The 16,897-nt window shown below is 43.8% G+C and carries 16 protein-coding genes; 8 read left to right on the top strand and 8 right to left on the bottom strand.

The annotated features are described in order from the left end of the window. Positions 1-47: 47 nt before the first annotated feature. Positions 48-986 (bottom strand): malate dehydrogenase, encoded by a 939-nt coding sequence (gene mdh / locus AACX38_RS05220; RefSeq protein WP_099120008.1) that lies wholly within the window; start codon positions 984-986, stop codon positions 48-50. A gap of 446 nt (positions 987-1,432) precedes the next feature. Here mdh and argR point away from each other — a divergent pair, with 446 nt between their 5' ends. Further along, on the top strand, positions 1,433-1,903 hold the full coding sequence (gene argR, locus AACX38_RS05215) for a transcriptional regulator ArgR (protein ID WP_099120006.1): 471 nt from the start codon (positions 1,433-1,435) through the stop codon (positions 1,901-1,903). 73 nt (positions 1,904-1,976) lie between these two features. Here the strand turns inward: argR and mpl are convergent, their stop codons facing one another. Beyond that, complete coding sequence (mpl, locus tag AACX38_RS05210) at positions 1,977-3,347, bottom strand: UDP-N-acetylmuramate:L-alanyl-gamma-D-glutamyl-meso-diaminopimelate ligase (protein WP_228863675.1); 1,371 nt, start codon at positions 3,345-3,347, stop codon at positions 1,977-1,979. Positions 3,348-3,517: 170 nt separating this feature from the next. On the opposite strand from mpl, the gene fbp reads away from it, so the two are divergent. Beyond that, positions 3,518-4,522, top strand: a complete 1,005-nt coding sequence (gene fbp, locus AACX38_RS05205) for a class 1 fructose-bisphosphatase (RefSeq protein WP_099120004.1) — start codon at positions 3,518-3,520, stop codon at positions 4,520-4,522. A gap of 176 nt (positions 4,523-4,698) precedes the next feature. After that, the gene (gene ppa, locus AACX38_RS05200; RefSeq protein WP_099109382.1) at positions 4,699-5,229 is read left to right on the top strand and encodes an inorganic diphosphatase; all 531 of its coding nucleotides are present in this window, start codon (positions 4,699-4,701) and stop codon (positions 5,227-5,229) included. Positions 5,230-5,343: 114 nt separating this feature from the next. Here the strand turns inward: ppa and AACX38_RS05195 are convergent, their stop codons facing one another. Genes AACX38_RS05195 through tamA form a run of 3 tightly spaced genes read right to left on the bottom strand, consistent with a single transcriptional unit; the run spans position 5,344 to position 11,194 of the window. Then, positions 5,344-5,691 (bottom strand): gamma-glutamylcyclotransferase family protein, encoded by a 348-nt coding sequence (locus tag AACX38_RS05195; protein WP_099120001.1) that lies wholly within the window; start codon positions 5,689-5,691, stop codon positions 5,344-5,346. 2 nt (positions 5,692-5,693) lie between these two features. After that, positions 5,694-9,455, bottom strand: coding sequence for an autotransporter assembly complex protein TamB (gene tamB, locus AACX38_RS05190; RefSeq protein WP_228863674.1), 3,762 nt, complete (start codon positions 9,453-9,455; stop codon positions 5,694-5,696). Next, positions 9,452-11,194, bottom strand: coding sequence for an autotransporter assembly complex protein TamA (gene tamA, locus AACX38_RS05185; RefSeq protein ID WP_099119999.1), 1,743 nt, complete (start codon positions 11,192-11,194; stop codon positions 9,452-9,454). Before tamA ends, tamB begins: the two co-directional genes overlap by 4 nt. Before the next feature lie 135 nt (positions 11,195-11,329). Here tamA and msrA point away from each other — a divergent pair, with 135 nt between their 5' ends. Further along, positions 11,330-11,977 carry a peptide-methionine (S)-S-oxide reductase MsrA gene (msrA, locus tag AACX38_RS05180; RefSeq protein WP_228863673.1) on the top strand — a complete coding sequence of 216 codons (648 nt, stop codon included), beginning with the start codon at positions 11,330-11,332 and terminating at the stop codon, positions 11,975-11,977. A 163-nt stretch (positions 11,978-12,140) separates the two neighbouring features. Further along, a complete protein-coding gene (locus tag AACX38_RS05175; RefSeq protein WP_228863672.1) occupies positions 12,141-13,469 on the top strand; it encodes a hemolysin family protein in 1,329 nt (442 codons plus the stop codon). A 75-nt stretch (positions 13,470-13,544) separates the two neighbouring features. Here AACX38_RS05175 and AACX38_RS05170 read toward each other — a convergent pair whose 3' ends face one another. Continuing rightward, the gene (locus AACX38_RS05170; RefSeq protein WP_099109376.1) at positions 13,545-13,751 is read right to left on the bottom strand and encodes a DUF1107 domain-containing protein; all 207 of its coding nucleotides are present in this window, start codon (positions 13,749-13,751) and stop codon (positions 13,545-13,547) included. A 324-nt stretch (positions 13,752-14,075) separates the two neighbouring features. Between AACX38_RS05170 and AACX38_RS05165 the strand changes: the two genes are divergently transcribed. Continuing rightward, positions 14,076-14,633 (top strand): YtfJ family protein, encoded by a 558-nt coding sequence (locus tag AACX38_RS05165; protein WP_228863671.1) that lies wholly within the window; start codon positions 14,076-14,078, stop codon positions 14,631-14,633. A 76-nt stretch (positions 14,634-14,709) separates the two neighbouring features. Here the strand turns inward: AACX38_RS05165 and cysQ are convergent, their stop codons facing one another. Together cysQ and AACX38_RS05155 are read right to left on the bottom strand one after the other, a co-directional pair. After that, a complete protein-coding gene (gene cysQ, locus AACX38_RS05160; RefSeq protein WP_099109374.1) occupies positions 14,710-15,450 on the bottom strand; it encodes a 3'(2'),5'-bisphosphate nucleotidase CysQ in 741 nt (246 codons plus the stop codon). Between the two features lie 61 nt (positions 15,451-15,511). After that, complete coding sequence (locus AACX38_RS05155; protein WP_099109373.1) at positions 15,512-16,132, bottom strand: peptidylprolyl isomerase; 621 nt, start codon at positions 16,130-16,132, stop codon at positions 15,512-15,514. Between the two features lie 154 nt (positions 16,133-16,286). Here AACX38_RS05155 and AACX38_RS05150 point away from each other — a divergent pair, with 154 nt between their 5' ends. Both AACX38_RS05150 and AACX38_RS05145 read left to right on the top strand, forming a co-directional pair. After that, complete coding sequence (locus tag AACX38_RS05150) at positions 16,287-16,544, top strand: AbrB/MazE/SpoVT family DNA-binding domain-containing protein (protein WP_099109372.1); 258 nt, start codon at positions 16,287-16,289, stop codon at positions 16,542-16,544. Next, a complete protein-coding gene (locus AACX38_RS05145) occupies positions 16,544-16,873 on the top strand; it encodes a type II toxin-antitoxin system PemK/MazF family toxin (protein WP_228863670.1) in 330 nt (109 codons plus the stop codon). Before AACX38_RS05150 ends, AACX38_RS05145 begins: the two co-directional genes overlap by 1 nt. The last annotated feature ends 24 nt before the right edge of the window (positions 16,874-16,897 follow it).

Here is a 16,897-nt window from a genome sequence, read left to right as displayed (position 1 = left end):
ATATATTTAAGTTAATTCGTATATTAATAAATTAAGAATTAATTGAATTAACCATTAATAAATTTTTCGCCTAATTCAATATCTTTTTTCAGAACGTCTAACATATTATTCAGGGCGTTTTGTTCAAACTCACTCAGCTGACCAATATCTAAACGTTCTTCAATACCATTTTTACCTAAGCGAATAGGTTGTGCGAAGAAGCGAGCGTGTTTGCCATCACCTTCTACATAGCTGCATTCGATAACATTGCTGTCACCCTGCAGAGCACGGATCAGGGAAAGACCGAAACGGGCAGCTGCTTGTCCCATAGACAGAGTCGCAGATCCGCCACCCGCTTTTGCTTCAACAACTTCAGTACCGGCATTCTGGATACGTTTTGTCAGAGCTTCAACTTCTTCAGCAGTGAAGCTAACACCAGGGATCTGAGACAGTAATGGCAGAATAGTTACCCCAGAGTGACCACCGATAACAGGAACTTCCAGCTCTTCTGGTTTTTTGCCTTTCAGTTCAGCAATGAAGGTATTAGAGCGGATAATATCCAGCGTTGTTATACCAAACAGACGGTTTTTATCGTACACACCCTCTTTTTTCAGCACTTCAGCAGCGATTGCTACAGTCGTGTTCACAGGGTTAGTAATAATTCCGATCAATGCTTTCGGGCATGTTTTAGCAATCTGCTGAACCAGATTACGGATAATGCCTGCATTAATGTTAAATAGATCTGAGCGATCCATACCAGGTTTACGCGCTACACCAGCAGAAATCAATACAACATCTGCGCCTGCCAATGCTGGAGTTGCATCTTCACCCGCAAAACCAGTGACCTTAACTGCTGTCGGGATATGGCTCAGATCGGCAGCAACGCCTGGGGTTACCGGGGCAATGTCATACAAAGAAAGTTCTGAACCTGAAGGAAGCTGGGTCTTGAGTAGAAGGGCAAGTGCCTGACCAATACCACCGGCTGCACCGAGAACTGCAACTTTCATCCTGATACTCCTTTAAAAATTAAGTGCTGTAATAAACTGAAATCTGTCTGGTTAAGAGGCTCAATTTACCATATTCAATACAGGTATGGGATAAGCCTTCTGCCTTACTCATCACTACGTATTAAAAACAATCTGTTAACAGCCAGATTATCTACCGAATAGCCTGAGGATGGAACACCAAAGTTCTTTATTTTAGACAAAATGCTTATCTGTTAATGAGATAACGGACACTTTTTTAGGAATTATTCTTGCTATCTTATGAATTAATGAGTTAATTAATCTGTTCTTCTCTTTTACTGCTAGTGACTCCATTTTATTAACAATACATTTACCTTGTTCAATCATGTAATTATGCATCCTGTCACGGTCTTTCCGTCCCTTCCTTGCATAAAAATTCACTCTTTTGCATAATATTGACTTCATAACGGATTTAACGATGGTGAAATATGCGAATTCCTTCGAAACAGGAAGATTTGGTAAAAGCTTTCAAAGCATTACTAAAAGAAGAAAAATTCAGCTCTCAGGGCGAGATTGTTGTAGCACTTCAGGAAGAAGGCTTTGAAAACATTAACCAGTCTAAAGTTTCCAGAATGCTGACAAAATTTGGTGCAGTCAGAACCCGCAATGCAAAAATGGAAATGGTCTACTGTCTGCCAGCTGAATTAGGTGTTCCTACTGCCACCAGCCCATTAAAAAATCTGGTATTGGATGTCGATTATAATCATTCAGTCGTGGTTATTCGCACTAGCCCCGGCGCAGCACAATTAATTGCACGCTTACTGGATTCATTAGGTAAAGCTGAAGGGATCCTTGGCAGCATCGCAGGGGATGATACGGTTTTTTCTACCCCGACAAAGGCCGTTACAACGGCACAGCTCTATGAAGCTATACTCAATTTGTTTGATCAAGAACTGTAAATTAATAATAGGTTAAACGCTATTTAGCCACACAGAGGATCGCCCGATCATTGCGATCCTCTCACATGAACAATCAGGCCGCCTGATCCTTTTTGTTCAACGCCGCCAGTAATTTCTCATGAATACCACCAAAACCACCGTTGCTCATAATCAATATATGATCACCGGGCTGTGCTGATTCAACGATCATCCGTACCAACGCATCAATATCAGAACACCAACGGGCGGGTTGAATACACTGTTCAGCTATCTCAGCAACTTGCCACGGAATATTACCGGGCTGAAACAGAAATACTTCATCTGCACGGCCCAGAGAAGGAGCTATCTCATTTTTGCTCATGCCGAGCTTCATCGTATTTGAGCGAGGTTCCAGAACAGCAAGGATACGAGCCATGCCCCCTGCCTTACTTCTCAACGCTTCCAGCGTTGCCAGAATGGCTGTTGGGTGATGAGCAAAATCATCGTAAATCGAGATGCCATTCACCTCACCGACTAACTCCAGACGGCGACGGGCATTAATAAAGTCACCCAATACCTGACAAGCGTCCGCAGGTTGCACTCCAACATGGTAAGCTGCTGCAATGGCCATCAAGCCATTATGCATATTATGTTCACCCACTAATGACCAGCTAACTTCACCGACCAACTCACCATGATGGAACACCTGATAAGTACTGCTGTCCTGAGTCGTTTTTTTGGTCTGCCAGCTCCCTGTTTCACCGGTATATTCCAATTCACTCCAACATCCCATGCCGATAACCTGTTTCAGATTAATGTCATGGTCGGGGGCCAGGATCTTACCGGTTCCCGGCACAACTCTGACAAGGTGGTGGAATTGTTTTTGAATCGCAGCCAAATTTTCGAAAATATCAGCATGATCGAACTCAAGATTGTTCATAACGAGCGTGCGGGGGCTGTAGTGAACGAATTTTGAACGCTTGTCAAAAAAAGCGCAATCATACTCATCCGCTTCAATCACGAAAAACGGGCTTTCACCCAGTTGTGCTGAAACTTCAAAATTACCCGGTACGCCGCCGATCAAAAATCCCGGTTTATAACCACAGGCTTCGAGAATCCATGCCAGCATTCCGGCTGTTGTCGTTTTGCCATGTGTTCCTGCAACAGCCAGAACCCAACGCTCCGGCAAAACGTGATCATGCAGCCACTGCGGGCCTGATGTATAAGGAATACCACGATCCAAAACCGCCTCAACACAAGGATTGCCCCGTGTCATGGCATTACCGATGATCACCATATCTGGTACAGGATTGAGTTGTGAAGGATCGTATCCCTGGATCAGTTCAATACCCTGATTTTCCAACAGAGTACTCATAGGAGGATACACATTGGCGTCAGAACCGGTCACTTCGTGGCCTAACGAGCGAGCGAGGATGGCCAGCCCTCCCATGAAAGTTCCGCAAATGCCAAGAATATGAATACGCATTTATTTCTATCCGATATCATGAAGTGTATCACTATTCTAACCATCAAATCATAGATTAGAAATGCAATGACCTATCAATCATTCTATTCTTTAGCTAAACTGCCCGCACTTAAGTGCAACACGCATGTGATGCACTCTTTTAAAATCATAACCAAATCAGGGCCTTCGTCATGAAAACATTAGGCGAATTCATCGTCGAAAAACAGCACGACTTTCCTCATGCTACAGGTGAATTGACCGCATTACTTTCTGCTATCAAACTGGGTGCCAAGATCATTCATCGGGACATCAATAAAGCAGGTCTGGTGGATATTCTGGGCACTAGCGGTGTTTCAAATGTTCAGGGTGAAGTTCAGATGAAGCTGGACTTGTATGCCAATGAAAAACTCAAGGCAGCACTGAAAGCTCGCGGTGAAGTAGCTGGTATCGCTTCTGAAGAAGAAGACGATATCGTCATCTTTGATGGCGATCGGGCAGAAAATGCAAAATATGTTGTTTTGATGGACCCACTGGATGGTTCTTCGAATATTGATGTAAACGTTTCCGTTGGTACTATTTTCTCCATTTACCACCGGATTACACCAATCGGGCAACCGGTTACTGAAGAAGACTTCCTGCAACCGGGCCATCGTCAGGTTGCGGCTGGTTATGTCGTCTACGGCTCATCCACCATGTTGGTTTACACCACTGGCTGTGGTGTTCATACCTTCACTTATGATCCTTCTCTGGGTGTATTCTGCCTGACTCATGAAAAAGTTCAGTTCCCGGCAAAAGGCAATATGTACTCCATTAACGAAGGGAACTACATTAAATTCCCTCAGGGTGTGAAGAAATACATCAAATATTGTCAGGAGCAGGATGAAGAGACTCAGCGTCCTTACACTACCCGTTATGTCGGTTCACTCGTTGCTGACTTCCATCGCAACCTGCTGAAAGGCGGTATTTACATTTACCCAAGTACAGCCAGCCATCCGACCGGTAAATTACGCCTGTTATATGAGTGCAACCCGATTGCATTCCTGGCTGAACAGGCTGGCGGTAAAGCCAGTGACGGTACAAGCCGGATACTGGATATCAAACCAAGCGAGTTGCACCAGCGCGTTCCACTGTTTGTCGGAACCAAATCGATGGTGGAAAAAGCCGAAAGTTTTATGGCTGAGTTTCCCGAAGAATAAATCGATTTATTAAATGGCTAATTGAAGAGACGAAGTTTCGTCTCTTCTTTATAAAGAAATACACCTTTCATAAATTATGGTTCACTCTACGAATCAGAAAAATGGAATTACTTTAGGCCTGTTTTGGCTATAATACCCCGCACTCCATTTTGGTTTGAAATTGAAGGAAACCTTTTATGAGCCTGAACAACGTACCGGCGGGTAAAGAACTGCCAGAAGACATCTACGTTATCATTGAGATCCCGGCAAATGCTGATCCAATTAAATATGAAGTCGACAAAGACTCCGGCGCTCTGTTTGTAGACCGTTTCATGTCAACGGCTATGTTCTATCCGTGCAACTACGGTTACATCAACAACACTCTGTCCCTTGATGGTGACCCGGTTGACGTACTGGTTCCAACTCCATACCCATTGCAGCCAGGCTCCGTTATCCGCTGCCGCCCGGTTGGTATGCTGAAAATGACCGATGAATCCGGTGAAGATGCTAAACTGGTTGCTGTTCCTCATACTAAACTGAGCAAAGAATACGATCACATCAAAGATGTGAACGATCTGCCAGAACTGCTGCGCTCTCAGATTACCCATTTCTTTGAACACTACAAAGATCTGGAAAAAGGCAAGTGGGTAAAAGTTGACGGCTGGGAAAATGTTGAAGCAGCTAAAGCTGAAATCCTGACTTCTTTCGAACGTGCTGCCAAAAAATAATCCTGACGGATAACAGCAAGTTTTGATCGTAAAAAACCTCTGTGTTCTTATCGGCACAGAGGCTTTTTTTAGTTAGTCAATTAGAGTGATCCTAAAAAAACACAATACAGATCGTTATTTTTCTTCGTGACGTTTCAGCCAGTCACCACTTTCTATTCGGGTAAGACCCTCGACAGATAACATATATAAATAAATCCATGCGCTGCCGTAGGGGGTTTGGATCAATTCCCTTTGATATTCCTGAGTGTTCTTTTTCAAATCATCCAGTTCAGTCAAAATGGATGATGTAATGCGATAAACTTCACATTCAAGAGTGCCTTCGCCGCGGACTACCGCGGGATAATGCCCCAGGTCATAAATTTCATACCCCTCAAGCCGATGCTCTCCTAAAAGTTGGGCATAGGTCATCCAGTGGTGATTGCCTTGTTTGCGCCTCAGGCTACCATAAACAATAACTCGCATCGTTAAAACTCAAACTCATAGAGCAGATCTAAAGCCTGATCAATACCAGATACCGCTTCCAGATACAATCTTGGCATCACCCGGTAACGTAGGGTCAGAGTTGCCAGTGAGTCAAAAATACCAACGCCATATTTCACCTGTAAGTCGTTGGTAATCTTACCACTCACAACAACCTGCGATTTATCGCCAATTCCCTGTGTATCCAGAGCCAGATCAGAGACACCAAAGGTTTCACCTATTTTGCCTACTAATTTACCGCTCTGGGCAACGCCGAGGCCGATCAACATAGAAGTCATCTGGGAGTTGTCAGAGCCTCCCTTTTCTAAGCCTTCACCACGCAACAAGTAAGAAAGTGCTTCCTGTTGCGATTTCACCGGCTCAGAGAAAATTTCAATTTTAGGCTTATCTGCCAGCCCCATCACCCTCACACCAGCGATGACATTATTCGCTGTCGATTCAGGATTGCGGATTGCTTCAATATTCAACAGTGGTTGATCCGGTGGGCCAGAGAACATAATCAGCCCCTTGCGCACCTGTAAATCCTGCCCATAAGCACGAAATTGACCATCCGGAATATCAATTTGACCATTCAGCGCCAGACCTTGTTGATCCTGAATAACTTTCAGATCTCCTTTCAACTGGGCATTCAAGCCAAATGCATTCAAGCGAACATCATTACCTATGTGAATATTTAAGTCACTTTGAATCAAAATGGAAGACTTTTTCTTTTCTATCGGCTGAAGATTTTTATCCAACATTACTTCGTCAGAAGAAATACCTACGGCAGATTCAGGCAACTCCTGAACAGTAATCCGGGCCCATGGGATACCCACATTACCATTGAGTTTCAGTAAATGAGGTGTTGCCTCAAAAACCAAATCAGGACTTACATCTATTTTAACCATGGGTGGCACAGTAACCCGCAGTTTATCCCCATAGGCAGTGACTCTGGCAGACCAGGCATTTAAATTACGCCAGTCTGCATTACCGTGAAGATTAAGCTGTCCCTGAGGTGTTTTAATGATCCCTTCCAAATCAGAACGAACACCATCAAAATAAACGGATAACTGACTCTGGTTAATATCAAATGGCAACCAGTGGCTATTAACCTGAAAAACATCTGCCTTCAGGAAACCATATAACAATGGATTCTTGGCACTCCCGCCAAGATTCAAGTTTGCATTCAAAGTTCCGTCAGCTTTTTCACCTTTGTCCAAAATGGGCTTAATCAGATTAAGAGAAAGAAAACGGGCATCGACATTACCAGATAATTTACGCCGTCCATCCAGATCATCTATCTGAACATGACCATCTAATTGGCCATTGCCGACCAGTTTAAACAACCACGATAAATCAACCTTTCCGTTTTTCAGGCCTGCATTCAGAGTCAGCCTTTCGAAATCAACGGGTAGCGTCGAGCCTTCCACAACCTGTCGAAGCTGAACACCATCACCTTCAAGCGCCATTTTTACCTGTGGTAATTGATGTCCTTCCGTCCATTTAACATTAGCATTACCACTGAATATCCCTTTTAGCTGAGTTGTCTTATCCAGATATGGCTGGATCATGGCAAGATCAAAACGCTCCAGTACTATATCAGCCTGCCCGCTGCTACCTGCTTCTATCGGTTTCGGGATACAGAGCTGAGCATTCGGATTCAGCCAACAATGAGTACCAACGATCACTTTCTGCTGTAAATTTTGGTAATCAAACGTCACTGCTTTACTTAAACGCCACTCGCCAACAGGCGTATCAAAATAAGTATTATTGATATTACCTTTCCAGCGTTCCTGTTTGCGGTCAAAACTGCCATTCAGGGCCAAACGGCCTGATACAGGGTTGCCATCCACCCGTAATTGCAGTTCGTGCTGTCTTTCTGTGCCCTTGGCGTTAAGCTCCAGATTATTGATAGCCAAATCGGCCTGTTTCAGCTGCTGAATGATGACTGATAACCGGCCTTCAATTTGATCCGTTGACCGTAAATCCCCTTTAATAACCGCGCTATCTACCGATAAATCATTTTGCCAGCGCACACCACGCGCGTTTAAGTCTGCAACGACCTGAGGTGCTTTGAGGTTGCCACGTAGTTTCAAATCCCCCATAACCACACCAGACAGCCCCGGCAACAGGCCATTTAGTTGTGGCGCATGAATATCGCCATCTAACTCCCATTTTTCATCAGTAAGACGGCCTTTAACATCCAGCGTATTACGACCAAAGATGACGTTAAATTGGGGAATATCCCATTGCCCCGCTGCATTACCGGAAACTTTGCCATGCATTTTGATACTGTTCTGCTTTACATGACCATCAAGGGCTATTTCAGGAAGCTGAAGCTGCCAGCTCCCGCCATATAAGCTACCCCGAACCGCTACCTTGCCATCTATTCTGGCAGGCCATTCCGGCCACTGTTTTTCAGTGTCAATACCATGCAGGTGCAACTGAGCATTCCAGCTAATGGCTTTACTCCAGTCAACCACACCTGTGAGCTCGGCATTACCCTGTAATGCCGACAGGCGCAAACGTGTGAGCCGGAGCAACTCCTCATTTCCCTTCGCATCCAGAACCAATAATGCCGGAGGAAGTTCATTCCCTTTAATATCAGAGCGTAGGGAAAGGTCATAATCACTGGCTTTACCATTCAGGTGTAACCTGACATCATTCAGCTGATATTCCGCTTTTTCCGTTAATGGCCACTGTAGGTGATGACTTACCAGTGTCAGGCGCATAGGTAGATTTGCTTTAGCTAATTCCGTCTGAACATTCAGGTCCGCATCCACGGGCCCTGCAAGCTTTAATGCCAGATTAAGTTGCTGTAACAAAGCACCATCCAGTTTTGCCTGAAAATGTTGCCCTTTTACGGGTTCCAGCGTAGTACTACCCTTAACTGACAATTTAACCGGCCACTGTTCAGCAAGTTTTGCCGTTCCCTGTATTACCAGAGAGCCTTCCGGCGCACTCACGCTAAAGTTTTTGATATCTACATCCTGCCCCTGATTACTGGCTTTCAGCTCCACATCATTGATGGTGATATCATTATCTCCCGCCAAACGAAGCTGGCGACCGTGAATATTTTCTACCGTGATATCAAGAGGAATAGGAATCGCAGGTAAGTCTGCCAAAAGTGGCTTGGCAAACAGCGTCTTTAAAACTTCACCCAATGATTGTTCAGATTCAGTTTTTGACCGGGGTTTTTGTTCAGTAGGTTCAATAGGCTTTTTGGGTAGTGCAACCAAAAGATTACTGATTTGTATTGGTTTTAACGTCAGATGCTTTTCCTGCCACTGTGCTCCCGCATTAAATTCACCTAAATCAATCGCGATATCATCGACTTTGACGTGAATATTCTTTAAGGAAAGGAGATCCAACTCGATAGGATACGGCGTTTTCAATTCAGTTAATGGCTCAGAATCCGGCGATTTTTCTGACGGCGGAAGTTCAGCGGTATTAATCAGAACAGAGACGCCTTCCGTTGTCAGGGCATTGGCGCAGATATGGCTGCGATGTAAACAGGAAAGCCGTAGTGAGAGGTGAAAATTATCAGCATTAACATCAACACCCGGCATCTTATATTTAATGCCTTTCAGTGTTAAATCGCGCCAGCCGCCACTGACATTTGCTATCTCCAGCCCCGGAACCAAACGCGTTGCACTGTTGATCATAAAATGCAGGCCGGTTTGTGTTGTCACTAATCCCACAACCGTGATGAGCAACAGGCCAACAATCAGCAGGAAAGCAATACTAACTCTTTTTACCCACCTCATAGTTCAGCCCCTAAGCCAATGTAAAACTGAACCTCATGATTATTTTTGTCCCCTACAGGAGAAGCAAGGTCGAACTTAATCGGCCCGACGGGAGAAGCCCAGCGCACGCCAATACCTGCACCGGTTTTGAAGTTACTCCTTTTGATATCATTGACTGCTTCGCCGGTATCCACAAACATAGCTCCCCACCAATTACCATGAACATTGTATTGATACTCCAGCGAGCCAATAACCAGTTTTGATGCACCTGTCAATTTACCATCACTGTCTTTAGGTGAAATTTTCTGATACTTGTAACCACGAATACTGCGATCACCCCCAGCGAAGAAACGCAAATCAGGTGGCACTCTCTCAAATTGATTAGTTTCTATCCAGCCAAGATCGCCGCGCACAACAAAACGATGTTTATCACGTAACGTCCTGACCCAGACGTGGTGAGCCTGTAACACCATAAAGTCGACATCTGAATGCCAGGTTGTATCAGAGATATCAATTGAGTAGCGCTGGCTATCCCCCCAGTAAGGCATCGTGCCTCCACGCTGGCGGATTCGGCTGACATTAGCTCCCGGATAAAGCAACGCAGTGGTATTTGTCACATTAGCCTGCGTAAAGTGACTGAGGCTCCAGCGCAGGTTGACACCATACCGCCATCCGGTGGAGAGATCCCAGTTGCGGGAGAGGTTTAAAGTTGCTGTATCAGAAGTGGTATCGTTAAGTTCTTTACGTTTATAACCGGTTTGCAATTCGTAGTACTGCTCAAGCGGGTTAGCCTTAAGTGGCATTTTATAAGACGCATCAATCACCTGATCACGTCTGGAAACATTGATACTGGTGCTTAAACTATGCCCTCGGGAATTCAGCCACGGCTTTTTCCATTTTACCTGAACACGGGGACCAACATCTGTTGCATATCCTCCACCTAACTCAACATAGTTGGCAGAGCGGGGAACTAATGAAGCATCCAGTGGTAATATTTTATCTTTACTCCCGCGACCCGTTTTAAAATCAGGTACGACAACCGCAGAGTTGAACCAGCCAGTATCTGCCAACCGACGGTTAAGTTCTGCCAGCTCTTCCGAAGAGTAGTAATCACCTTCTTTAAATGGCACCAGATTATTCAGGTAGTTTTCGCGGATTTGTGAACCCTGAAATTTAACAGGGCCAAAACGATAACGTTGCCCGCTATCAAAATCAAAATCCCAGTAAGATATATGCCGTTCTTTAGAGACTTCCAGCTCACTTTTTTTCATTTCGGCATCAAAATACCCTTTCCTGAGAGCAAGATTATTCAGCGCATTCTTAAAACTTTCATATTCACCATGATTCAGGATCGTCCCATCTTTCGGCATATTTTTTTTAATCATTGTCGCATAATCAGGATCGGTTCTGGCTCCCCCTTCCAAATCAACCTTAACACCGGCAATCCGAACCGGTTCTCCTAAAGTGACTTTTGCTGTTAAAACCGGACGGGAAGGAGGCGTATTTTCCTGATAAGTGAATTCAATTGTAGGCTCATAATATCCCAGTGGCCTGAGTCCTTTTCGTATCGCTTTCTCGACACGGGCACGAAAACGTCCATCGGGAGAAACTTCATCAGTACTAATGTTTGAGAGCTGCACTCTGGCATTTTTTTCCAGTTCGCCAGAAAGTCCTTCCACTTTCAATCGTAAATTTGCACTATAAACCGATGGAGTTGCGATAGACACACAAAGTACAAATATGAAAGAGTATCGTGACACGCTAACTCCTAATACATTTATTTAGGGGTAATATTCAGCAGTATAAAAATTCTGCCATAAATTAATTTTGGTAAAGCTTTATAGATATACAAGCAACTCTATAACCATAAAATAGATGATAAACAGGAGAGAATCTTGCCAAATTCAACTAACGAAAGCCAACATGTTTCTGAACAAAGTGCATTACCCGGTAGAGAATTACCATTAACTGTATCACCCTATCATTACGTTACACAGCATGCGATAGATAACATCCCTGAAAATATGGAAATTGCTTATGTCGGAATGGGGTGTTTCTGGGGTGTCGAACGCCTGTTCTGGCAACAAGAAGGGGTTTATACCACTTCAGCCGGCTACAGTGGTGGCATCACTCCAAATCCGACCTATGAAGAGGTTTGTTCAGGATTAACCGGACATTCTGAAATTGTCAGAATTGTGTTTGACCCGACAAAAATTACCTATAGCCAATTATTAAAACTGTTCTGGGAAAATCACGATCCGGCACAGGGGATGCGTCAGCATGGTGATATTGGCACACAATATCGTTCAGCTCTTTATACCGTTTCTCCTGAACAATATGCGCAGGCAGTCGCTAGTCTCGAACAATATCAGCTAGCGATGGATGAGAATGGCGATCAGCGCACGATCACCACAGAGATCCGGGCAGCCGGACCATTCTATTTTGCGGAAGATTATCACCAGCAATACCTGATGAAAAACCCTGAAGGGTACTGTGGGCTGGGAGGAACGGGGATCTGTTTCCCGCCTACGTCCAGAAACTAGCCAGTTTAGTCAACCCAATGTTATAATTATTTGACTAAATTCATTTAACTTACGGCATATTACCTTTGCCGTAAGTTTTTATTTGTGTAATTTTTCACTCCTTTCTTCAGTGTTATTCAAATAAAAAACTACCCTGCCACTGAAGATAAGACTTGGATACTTTATGTTAAACAGTTTATTAATCATACTTTTGCTTTGTGCTATCAGCGCATTTTTTTCGTTATCTGAAATTTCTCTGGCCGCTTCAAGAAGAATAAAACTAAAACTGATGGTGAACGAGGGAAATATTAATGCTGCCCGCGTTCTTAAGTTACAGGAAACTCCGGGCCGCTTTTTTACCGTCGTACAAATTGGTCTGAATGCTGTAGCAATCCTCGCGGGTGTTGTTGGAGAATCAGCATTTTCGCCTGCCATTAAGTCACTACTGACCAGTTTCATGCCCCATGACTGGGCAGAGCAACTCGGCTTTATCTGTTCTTTTATTATCGTAACCAGCCTTTTTATTCTACTTGCTGATCTAACACCCAAACGTCTTGGGATGATTAAGCCTGAAGCCGTTGCTATCCGGATTGTTAACCCAATGCGTTTTTGTCTGGCAATATCCCGGCCTTTAGTCTGGCTGTTCAATGGCCTTGCCGACTGCATATTCAAGATTTTTAAAATCCCAATGGCCCGTAATGAAGATATTACCTCTGATGATATTTATGCTGTGGTTGAAGCTGGAGCTGTCGCCGGTGTATTACGTAAACAAGAGCATGAGTTGATTGAAAATGTTTTCGAGCTGGAATCCCGTACAGTTCCGTCTGCCATGACCTCCCGCGAAAGTGTGGTTTATTTTGATAAGAATGAAGACGAAAACAGTATCAAAGAAAAGATTTCTACTCATCCACACTCGAAATTCCTTGTTTGCGACGGCGATATCGATCATGTCATGGGCTACGTTGATTCCAAAGATTTACTGAACCGTGTTCTGAGTGGGCAAAGTCTCAACCTGAAAAATGGTGTTCAAATCCGCAATGCACTGATGATCCCAGATACCCTTTCGCTATCTGACACACTGGAAAGTTTCAAGGCTGCCGGAGATGACTTTGCCATCATTCTGAATGAATACGCACTGGTAATGGGTGTGATAACACTGAATGACGTTATGACGACTTTAATGGGAGATTTAATCGGTCAGGGGCAGGAGGAACAGATTGTTGTCCGTGATGAAAATTCCTGGTTAGTCGAAGGCGGCACGCCCATAGAAGATGTGTTACGAGTTCTGGATATTGAAGACTTCCCCGATTCCAGCAATTATGAAACGATTGCTGGTTTTATGATGTTCCGCCTGCGGAAAATCCCGAAGCGTACTGATTATGTGAAGTTCAGCGGATATAAATTCGAAGTGGTAGATATTGATAATTATAAAATCGACCAATTACTGGTAACCAAAATTGTTGATACCCCAACGCCTTCCAGTAGCCCAACAGAACCGGCAATATCTGAATAAATCCCAATAAGAAACACCAACAAAAAACGGCCGAAAGGCCGTTCATTCAGTTCCCAAAACTATTTTATTTTGGAACTACCCCATTTCGGCTTGTAGAAGCAACACCTGCTGGTTAACTTCACTCATGACATTGAAATGGCGTTTATCTTTTATTTTGGGAGGCAGAATTTTCCCATAATTAAATTCAAAGGCACCCATGTCTTTGATATATAACCTTCCACGGAATAGGGTTTTTACGTAGAGAGCAATTTTTAGTGGATTATAGCGCTGAAAGATTTTCATCTCTTTTTTACTCCTCCATGCTTCTTACGATACTATTTTTCTGTACTGCGCAATTAGTGAATCAAAAGGTACATCACGGCTGTGTACGTTCTATAGACTCTGCATCTGGAAATTCGTTCCCGAATACTGAAGATTCAACCGCTGTTTTGGCGTAACATAATGAAAAAATAGAGCATTATGTTATCCTTGTTGAAGGTTTACTTATATTTTATTTTAAATGTTACCAAATTGTTTTATTTTATGAGAGCAGACCAGTTAACAGTCGCTATGCTGGGTATGATACTCCCTGATAACATGTCACATCATGCTAAGTAAGGAATAAATATGCTAAGAAACATAGTGTTAGCTTTAATATTGAGTTTAACTTCAATTACTGCATTTGCTCATAACATTACTGTCGGGCAACCTGTGCCTGCCGTAATTATAGCAGACAAAGGTGAACTCCTTCTCAACAACGGTAAGTTTAGCTATCAACAATGGAGCAGTGCAGAACTGCCGGGAAAAGTCAGAACTATCCAGCATATTGCCGGACGCAGCTCTGCCAAAGAAATGAATGACCCTCTTATTCAGGCCCTAAAAGCCGCTGATCTTCCGAAAGATAAATATCAGACAACCAGCGTTGTAAACACTGATGATGCTATCTTCGGCACCAGTGCTTTCGTCCGTAGCAGCCTTGAAGACAGTAAGAAAGAATTCCCGTGGTCACAATTTATTGTCGATAGTGATGGTGTTACCAAACAAGCATGGGGTCTGGAACCTAAAAGTTCAGCAATTATTGTGCTGGATAAAAACGGTATCGTACAGTTTGTCAAAGATGGCAAGTTGAACAATGAAGATATCAAGCACGTCCTTGCTTTGATCAAAGAAGAACTGAAAAATTAATTGGTTATATTAAAAATATCCGATGATATTGGCTGGTGATAATGGTTTCGTCAGGAACCATTATCACTTTACCCCATTAAAAAATCGTCACCCTAAATCCCGGGTTTAAAAACGATTCACGCGGCGTATAGTCCAGCGTTTTACCTGCCCAGTCAGTAACATGCCCGCCTGCAGCAAGTGCAACGGCGTGGCCTGCAGCAGTATCCCAGATATTTGTCGGCCCGAAGCGAGGATAAAGCTGGGCTTTCCCTTCAGCTACCATACAAAATTTAAGTGATGATCCGACTGACAGTGTTTGGTGAGCCCCTAACTGAGTAAGATAATCCCTCAGCTCATCATCCATATGAGAACGACTAACCACGACAGTGGGTGGTGTTGCAGAGACAACTTTGATAGGGAATTTCTGCCCGTTAGTTTCCTTCCACGCATGCCGCTCATGCCCTGAATAAAGGACGTCACGTACTGGGACATACACAACTCCCATGACAGGAATACCCTCTTCAATCAGTGCGATATTGACCGTAAATTCACCATTCCGATTAATGAATTCTTTCGTGCCATCCAATGGGTCAACCAGCCAGTAACGACGCCAGTTTTTCCTCTCATCCCATGTCGGTGGATCTTCCTCTGATATCAATGGAATATCAGGCGAAATGCGTGTCAGCCCTGCTTTGATGATCTTATGAGCGGCAATATCCGCAGCAGTAACGGGTGAATCATCGGTTTTATGCTTTATTTGCATCGGTTGCTCATCATGATAAACGGACATGATGGCTGCGCCTGCTTCCCGTGCAAGTTGGCAGATCTGTTGTAACATATACACCTCTGCATTTTCTAAAATAAAATAGCCGGTTATCCAGCTATTTTATTGTTCAGAATTACAGGATCTCAAGTAGTTCTACTTCAAAGATCAGAGTGCTGTAAGGAGGAATGGAAGCACCTGCACCGCGTTCACCGTAAGCCAGGTTGTGAGGGATATAGAGTTCCCACTTGGAGCCAACAGGCATCAGCGTCAGAGCTTCAATCCAGCCAGGGATAACGCCGCTGACAGGAAATTCTGCTGGCGTTCCACGCTGTACAGAACTGTCAAATACAGTGCCATCGATCAGACGGCCAGTGTAGTGAACACGAACACGGTCACTGCGAGCCGGGATTGCGCCATCACCCTGAGTCAGAACAGAGAACTGCAAACCAGACTCAGTGCTACTCACACCTTCACGCTGTACGTTTTCTGCCAGGAACTTTTTGCCTTCTTCTGCCATCGCCTGCTGACGCTCACGACGAACACCATCGGCACGCTCATGTACTTCACGCAGAGCACGATGCAGTTCTTCTACAGGAAGCGCCGGAGCACGGCTTTCCAGTGCATCACACAGACCTGCCAGTAAAGCTTCTGGCTCCAGCCCTTGCAAACCGGATTCCTGCAATTGTTGTCCAACCTGCAAACCAATACCGTAGCTTGCACGTGCTTCAATAGATTCAAAAGAAGGTTTTGTCATGAAATTACCTTTATTGGATAAATAAAGGCTCAAGCATAACAGCCCTGCCTGAATGGGTAAACGCACGAAGGAATTAAAAAGAGGGAGTTTTACTTTTGTAAAACATTGTCTATTGCTATACTAGAGCATAAATTAAGCAGGAGGAGACACAATTATGGCTGCTGTCGTTATTCGTCAATCTGGAGGAGCTAACATTGTTAGTATTCCAAAAGCTATTGTGAAAACACTAAATCTGCATACTGGCTCAAAGTTAGAACTGTCTATTCAGGATAACAGAATTGTACTCACACCAATTGAAGAAGAGTTAACTCTGGAATCACTATTAGCAGGAAGTCCCAAAGAATGTTTTACAATAACAGAAGAAGATAAAGAGTGGCTTAACTCCAAGCCTGTTGGTAAGGAAATACTCTGATGTATATACCAGAAAAAGGAGACATTGTTTCATTAGATTTTGATCCAAGTGCAGGTAAAGAAATCATGAAACGTCGACCTGCATTTGTACTCTCTCGCAAAATGTTCAACGAGCATACAGGATTTGCTATTGTAGCCCCGATTACCAGTATGAAAAGAGGGATGAATATGGAAGTGATCTTACCAAAGGATCTATCTACTCAAGGAGCAATTCTTATTCATCAGATAAAATCCTTAGATTTTGCCAATCGCCAGATCAAATTTATTGAGAGAGCACCTCAAGATATCATCGAAAAAGTAAGTGAAATAGCTAAGGTAATCATTTCATAAGAAAACAAAAAACGCTGGCATTGC

This window comes from Xenorhabdus sp. PB30.3 (genome assembly GCF_963895965.1).
GTDB lineage: Bacteria > Pseudomonadota > Gammaproteobacteria > Enterobacterales > Enterobacteriaceae > Xenorhabdus > Xenorhabdus stockiae.
The sequence above is the reverse complement of the archived record's forward strand: the minus strand, read 5'-3'. Positions and strand labels throughout refer to the sequence as shown.

Excerpts from the sequence above, each read along its gene's own strand:
- argR (WP_099120006.1), top strand. The coding sequence starts at position 1,433 with ATGCGAATTCCTTCGAAACAGGAAGATTTGGTAAAAGCTTTCAAAGCA.
- AACX38_RS05175 (WP_228863672.1), top strand. The coding sequence starts at position 12,141 with ATGTTAAACAGTTTATTAATCATACTTTTGCTTTGTGCTATCAGCGCA.
- AACX38_RS05170 (WP_099109376.1), bottom strand. The coding sequence starts at position 13,751 with ATGAAAATCTTTCAGCGCTATAATCCACTAAAAATTGCTCTCTACGTA.
- ppa (WP_099109382.1), top strand. The coding sequence starts at position 4,699 with ATGAGCCTGAACAACGTACCGGCGGGTAAAGAACTGCCAGAAGACATC.
- AACX38_RS05195 (WP_099120001.1), bottom strand. The coding sequence starts at position 5,691 with ATGCGAGTTATTGTTTATGGTAGCCTGAGGCGCAAACAAGGCAATCAC.
- fbp (WP_099120004.1), top strand. The coding sequence starts at position 3,518 with ATGAAAACATTAGGCGAATTCATCGTCGAAAAACAGCACGACTTTCCT.
- AACX38_RS05155 (WP_099109373.1), bottom strand. The coding sequence starts at position 16,132 with ATGACAAAACCTTCTTTTGAATCTATTGAAGCACGTGCAAGCTACGGT.
- AACX38_RS05145 (WP_228863670.1), top strand. The coding sequence starts at position 16,544 with ATGTATATACCAGAAAAAGGAGACATTGTTTCATTAGATTTTGATCCA.
- tamB (WP_228863674.1), bottom strand. The coding sequence starts at position 9,455 with ATGAGGTGGGTAAAAAGAGTTAGTATTGCTTTCCTGCTGATTGTTGGC.
- cysQ (WP_099109374.1), bottom strand. The coding sequence starts at position 15,450 with ATGTTACAACAGATCTGCCAACTTGCACGGGAAGCAGGCGCAGCCATC.
- AACX38_RS05150 (WP_099109372.1), top strand. The coding sequence starts at position 16,287 with ATGGCTGCTGTCGTTATTCGTCAATCTGGAGGAGCTAACATTGTTAGT.
- mpl (WP_228863675.1), bottom strand. The coding sequence starts at position 3,347 with ATGCGTATTCATATTCTTGGCATTTGCGGAACTTTCATGGGAGGGCTG.
- mdh (WP_099120008.1), bottom strand. The coding sequence starts at position 986 with ATGAAAGTTGCAGTTCTCGGTGCAGCCGGTGGTATTGGTCAGGCACTT.
- AACX38_RS05165 (WP_228863671.1), top strand. The coding sequence starts at position 14,076 with ATGCTAAGAAACATAGTGTTAGCTTTAATATTGAGTTTAACTTCAATT.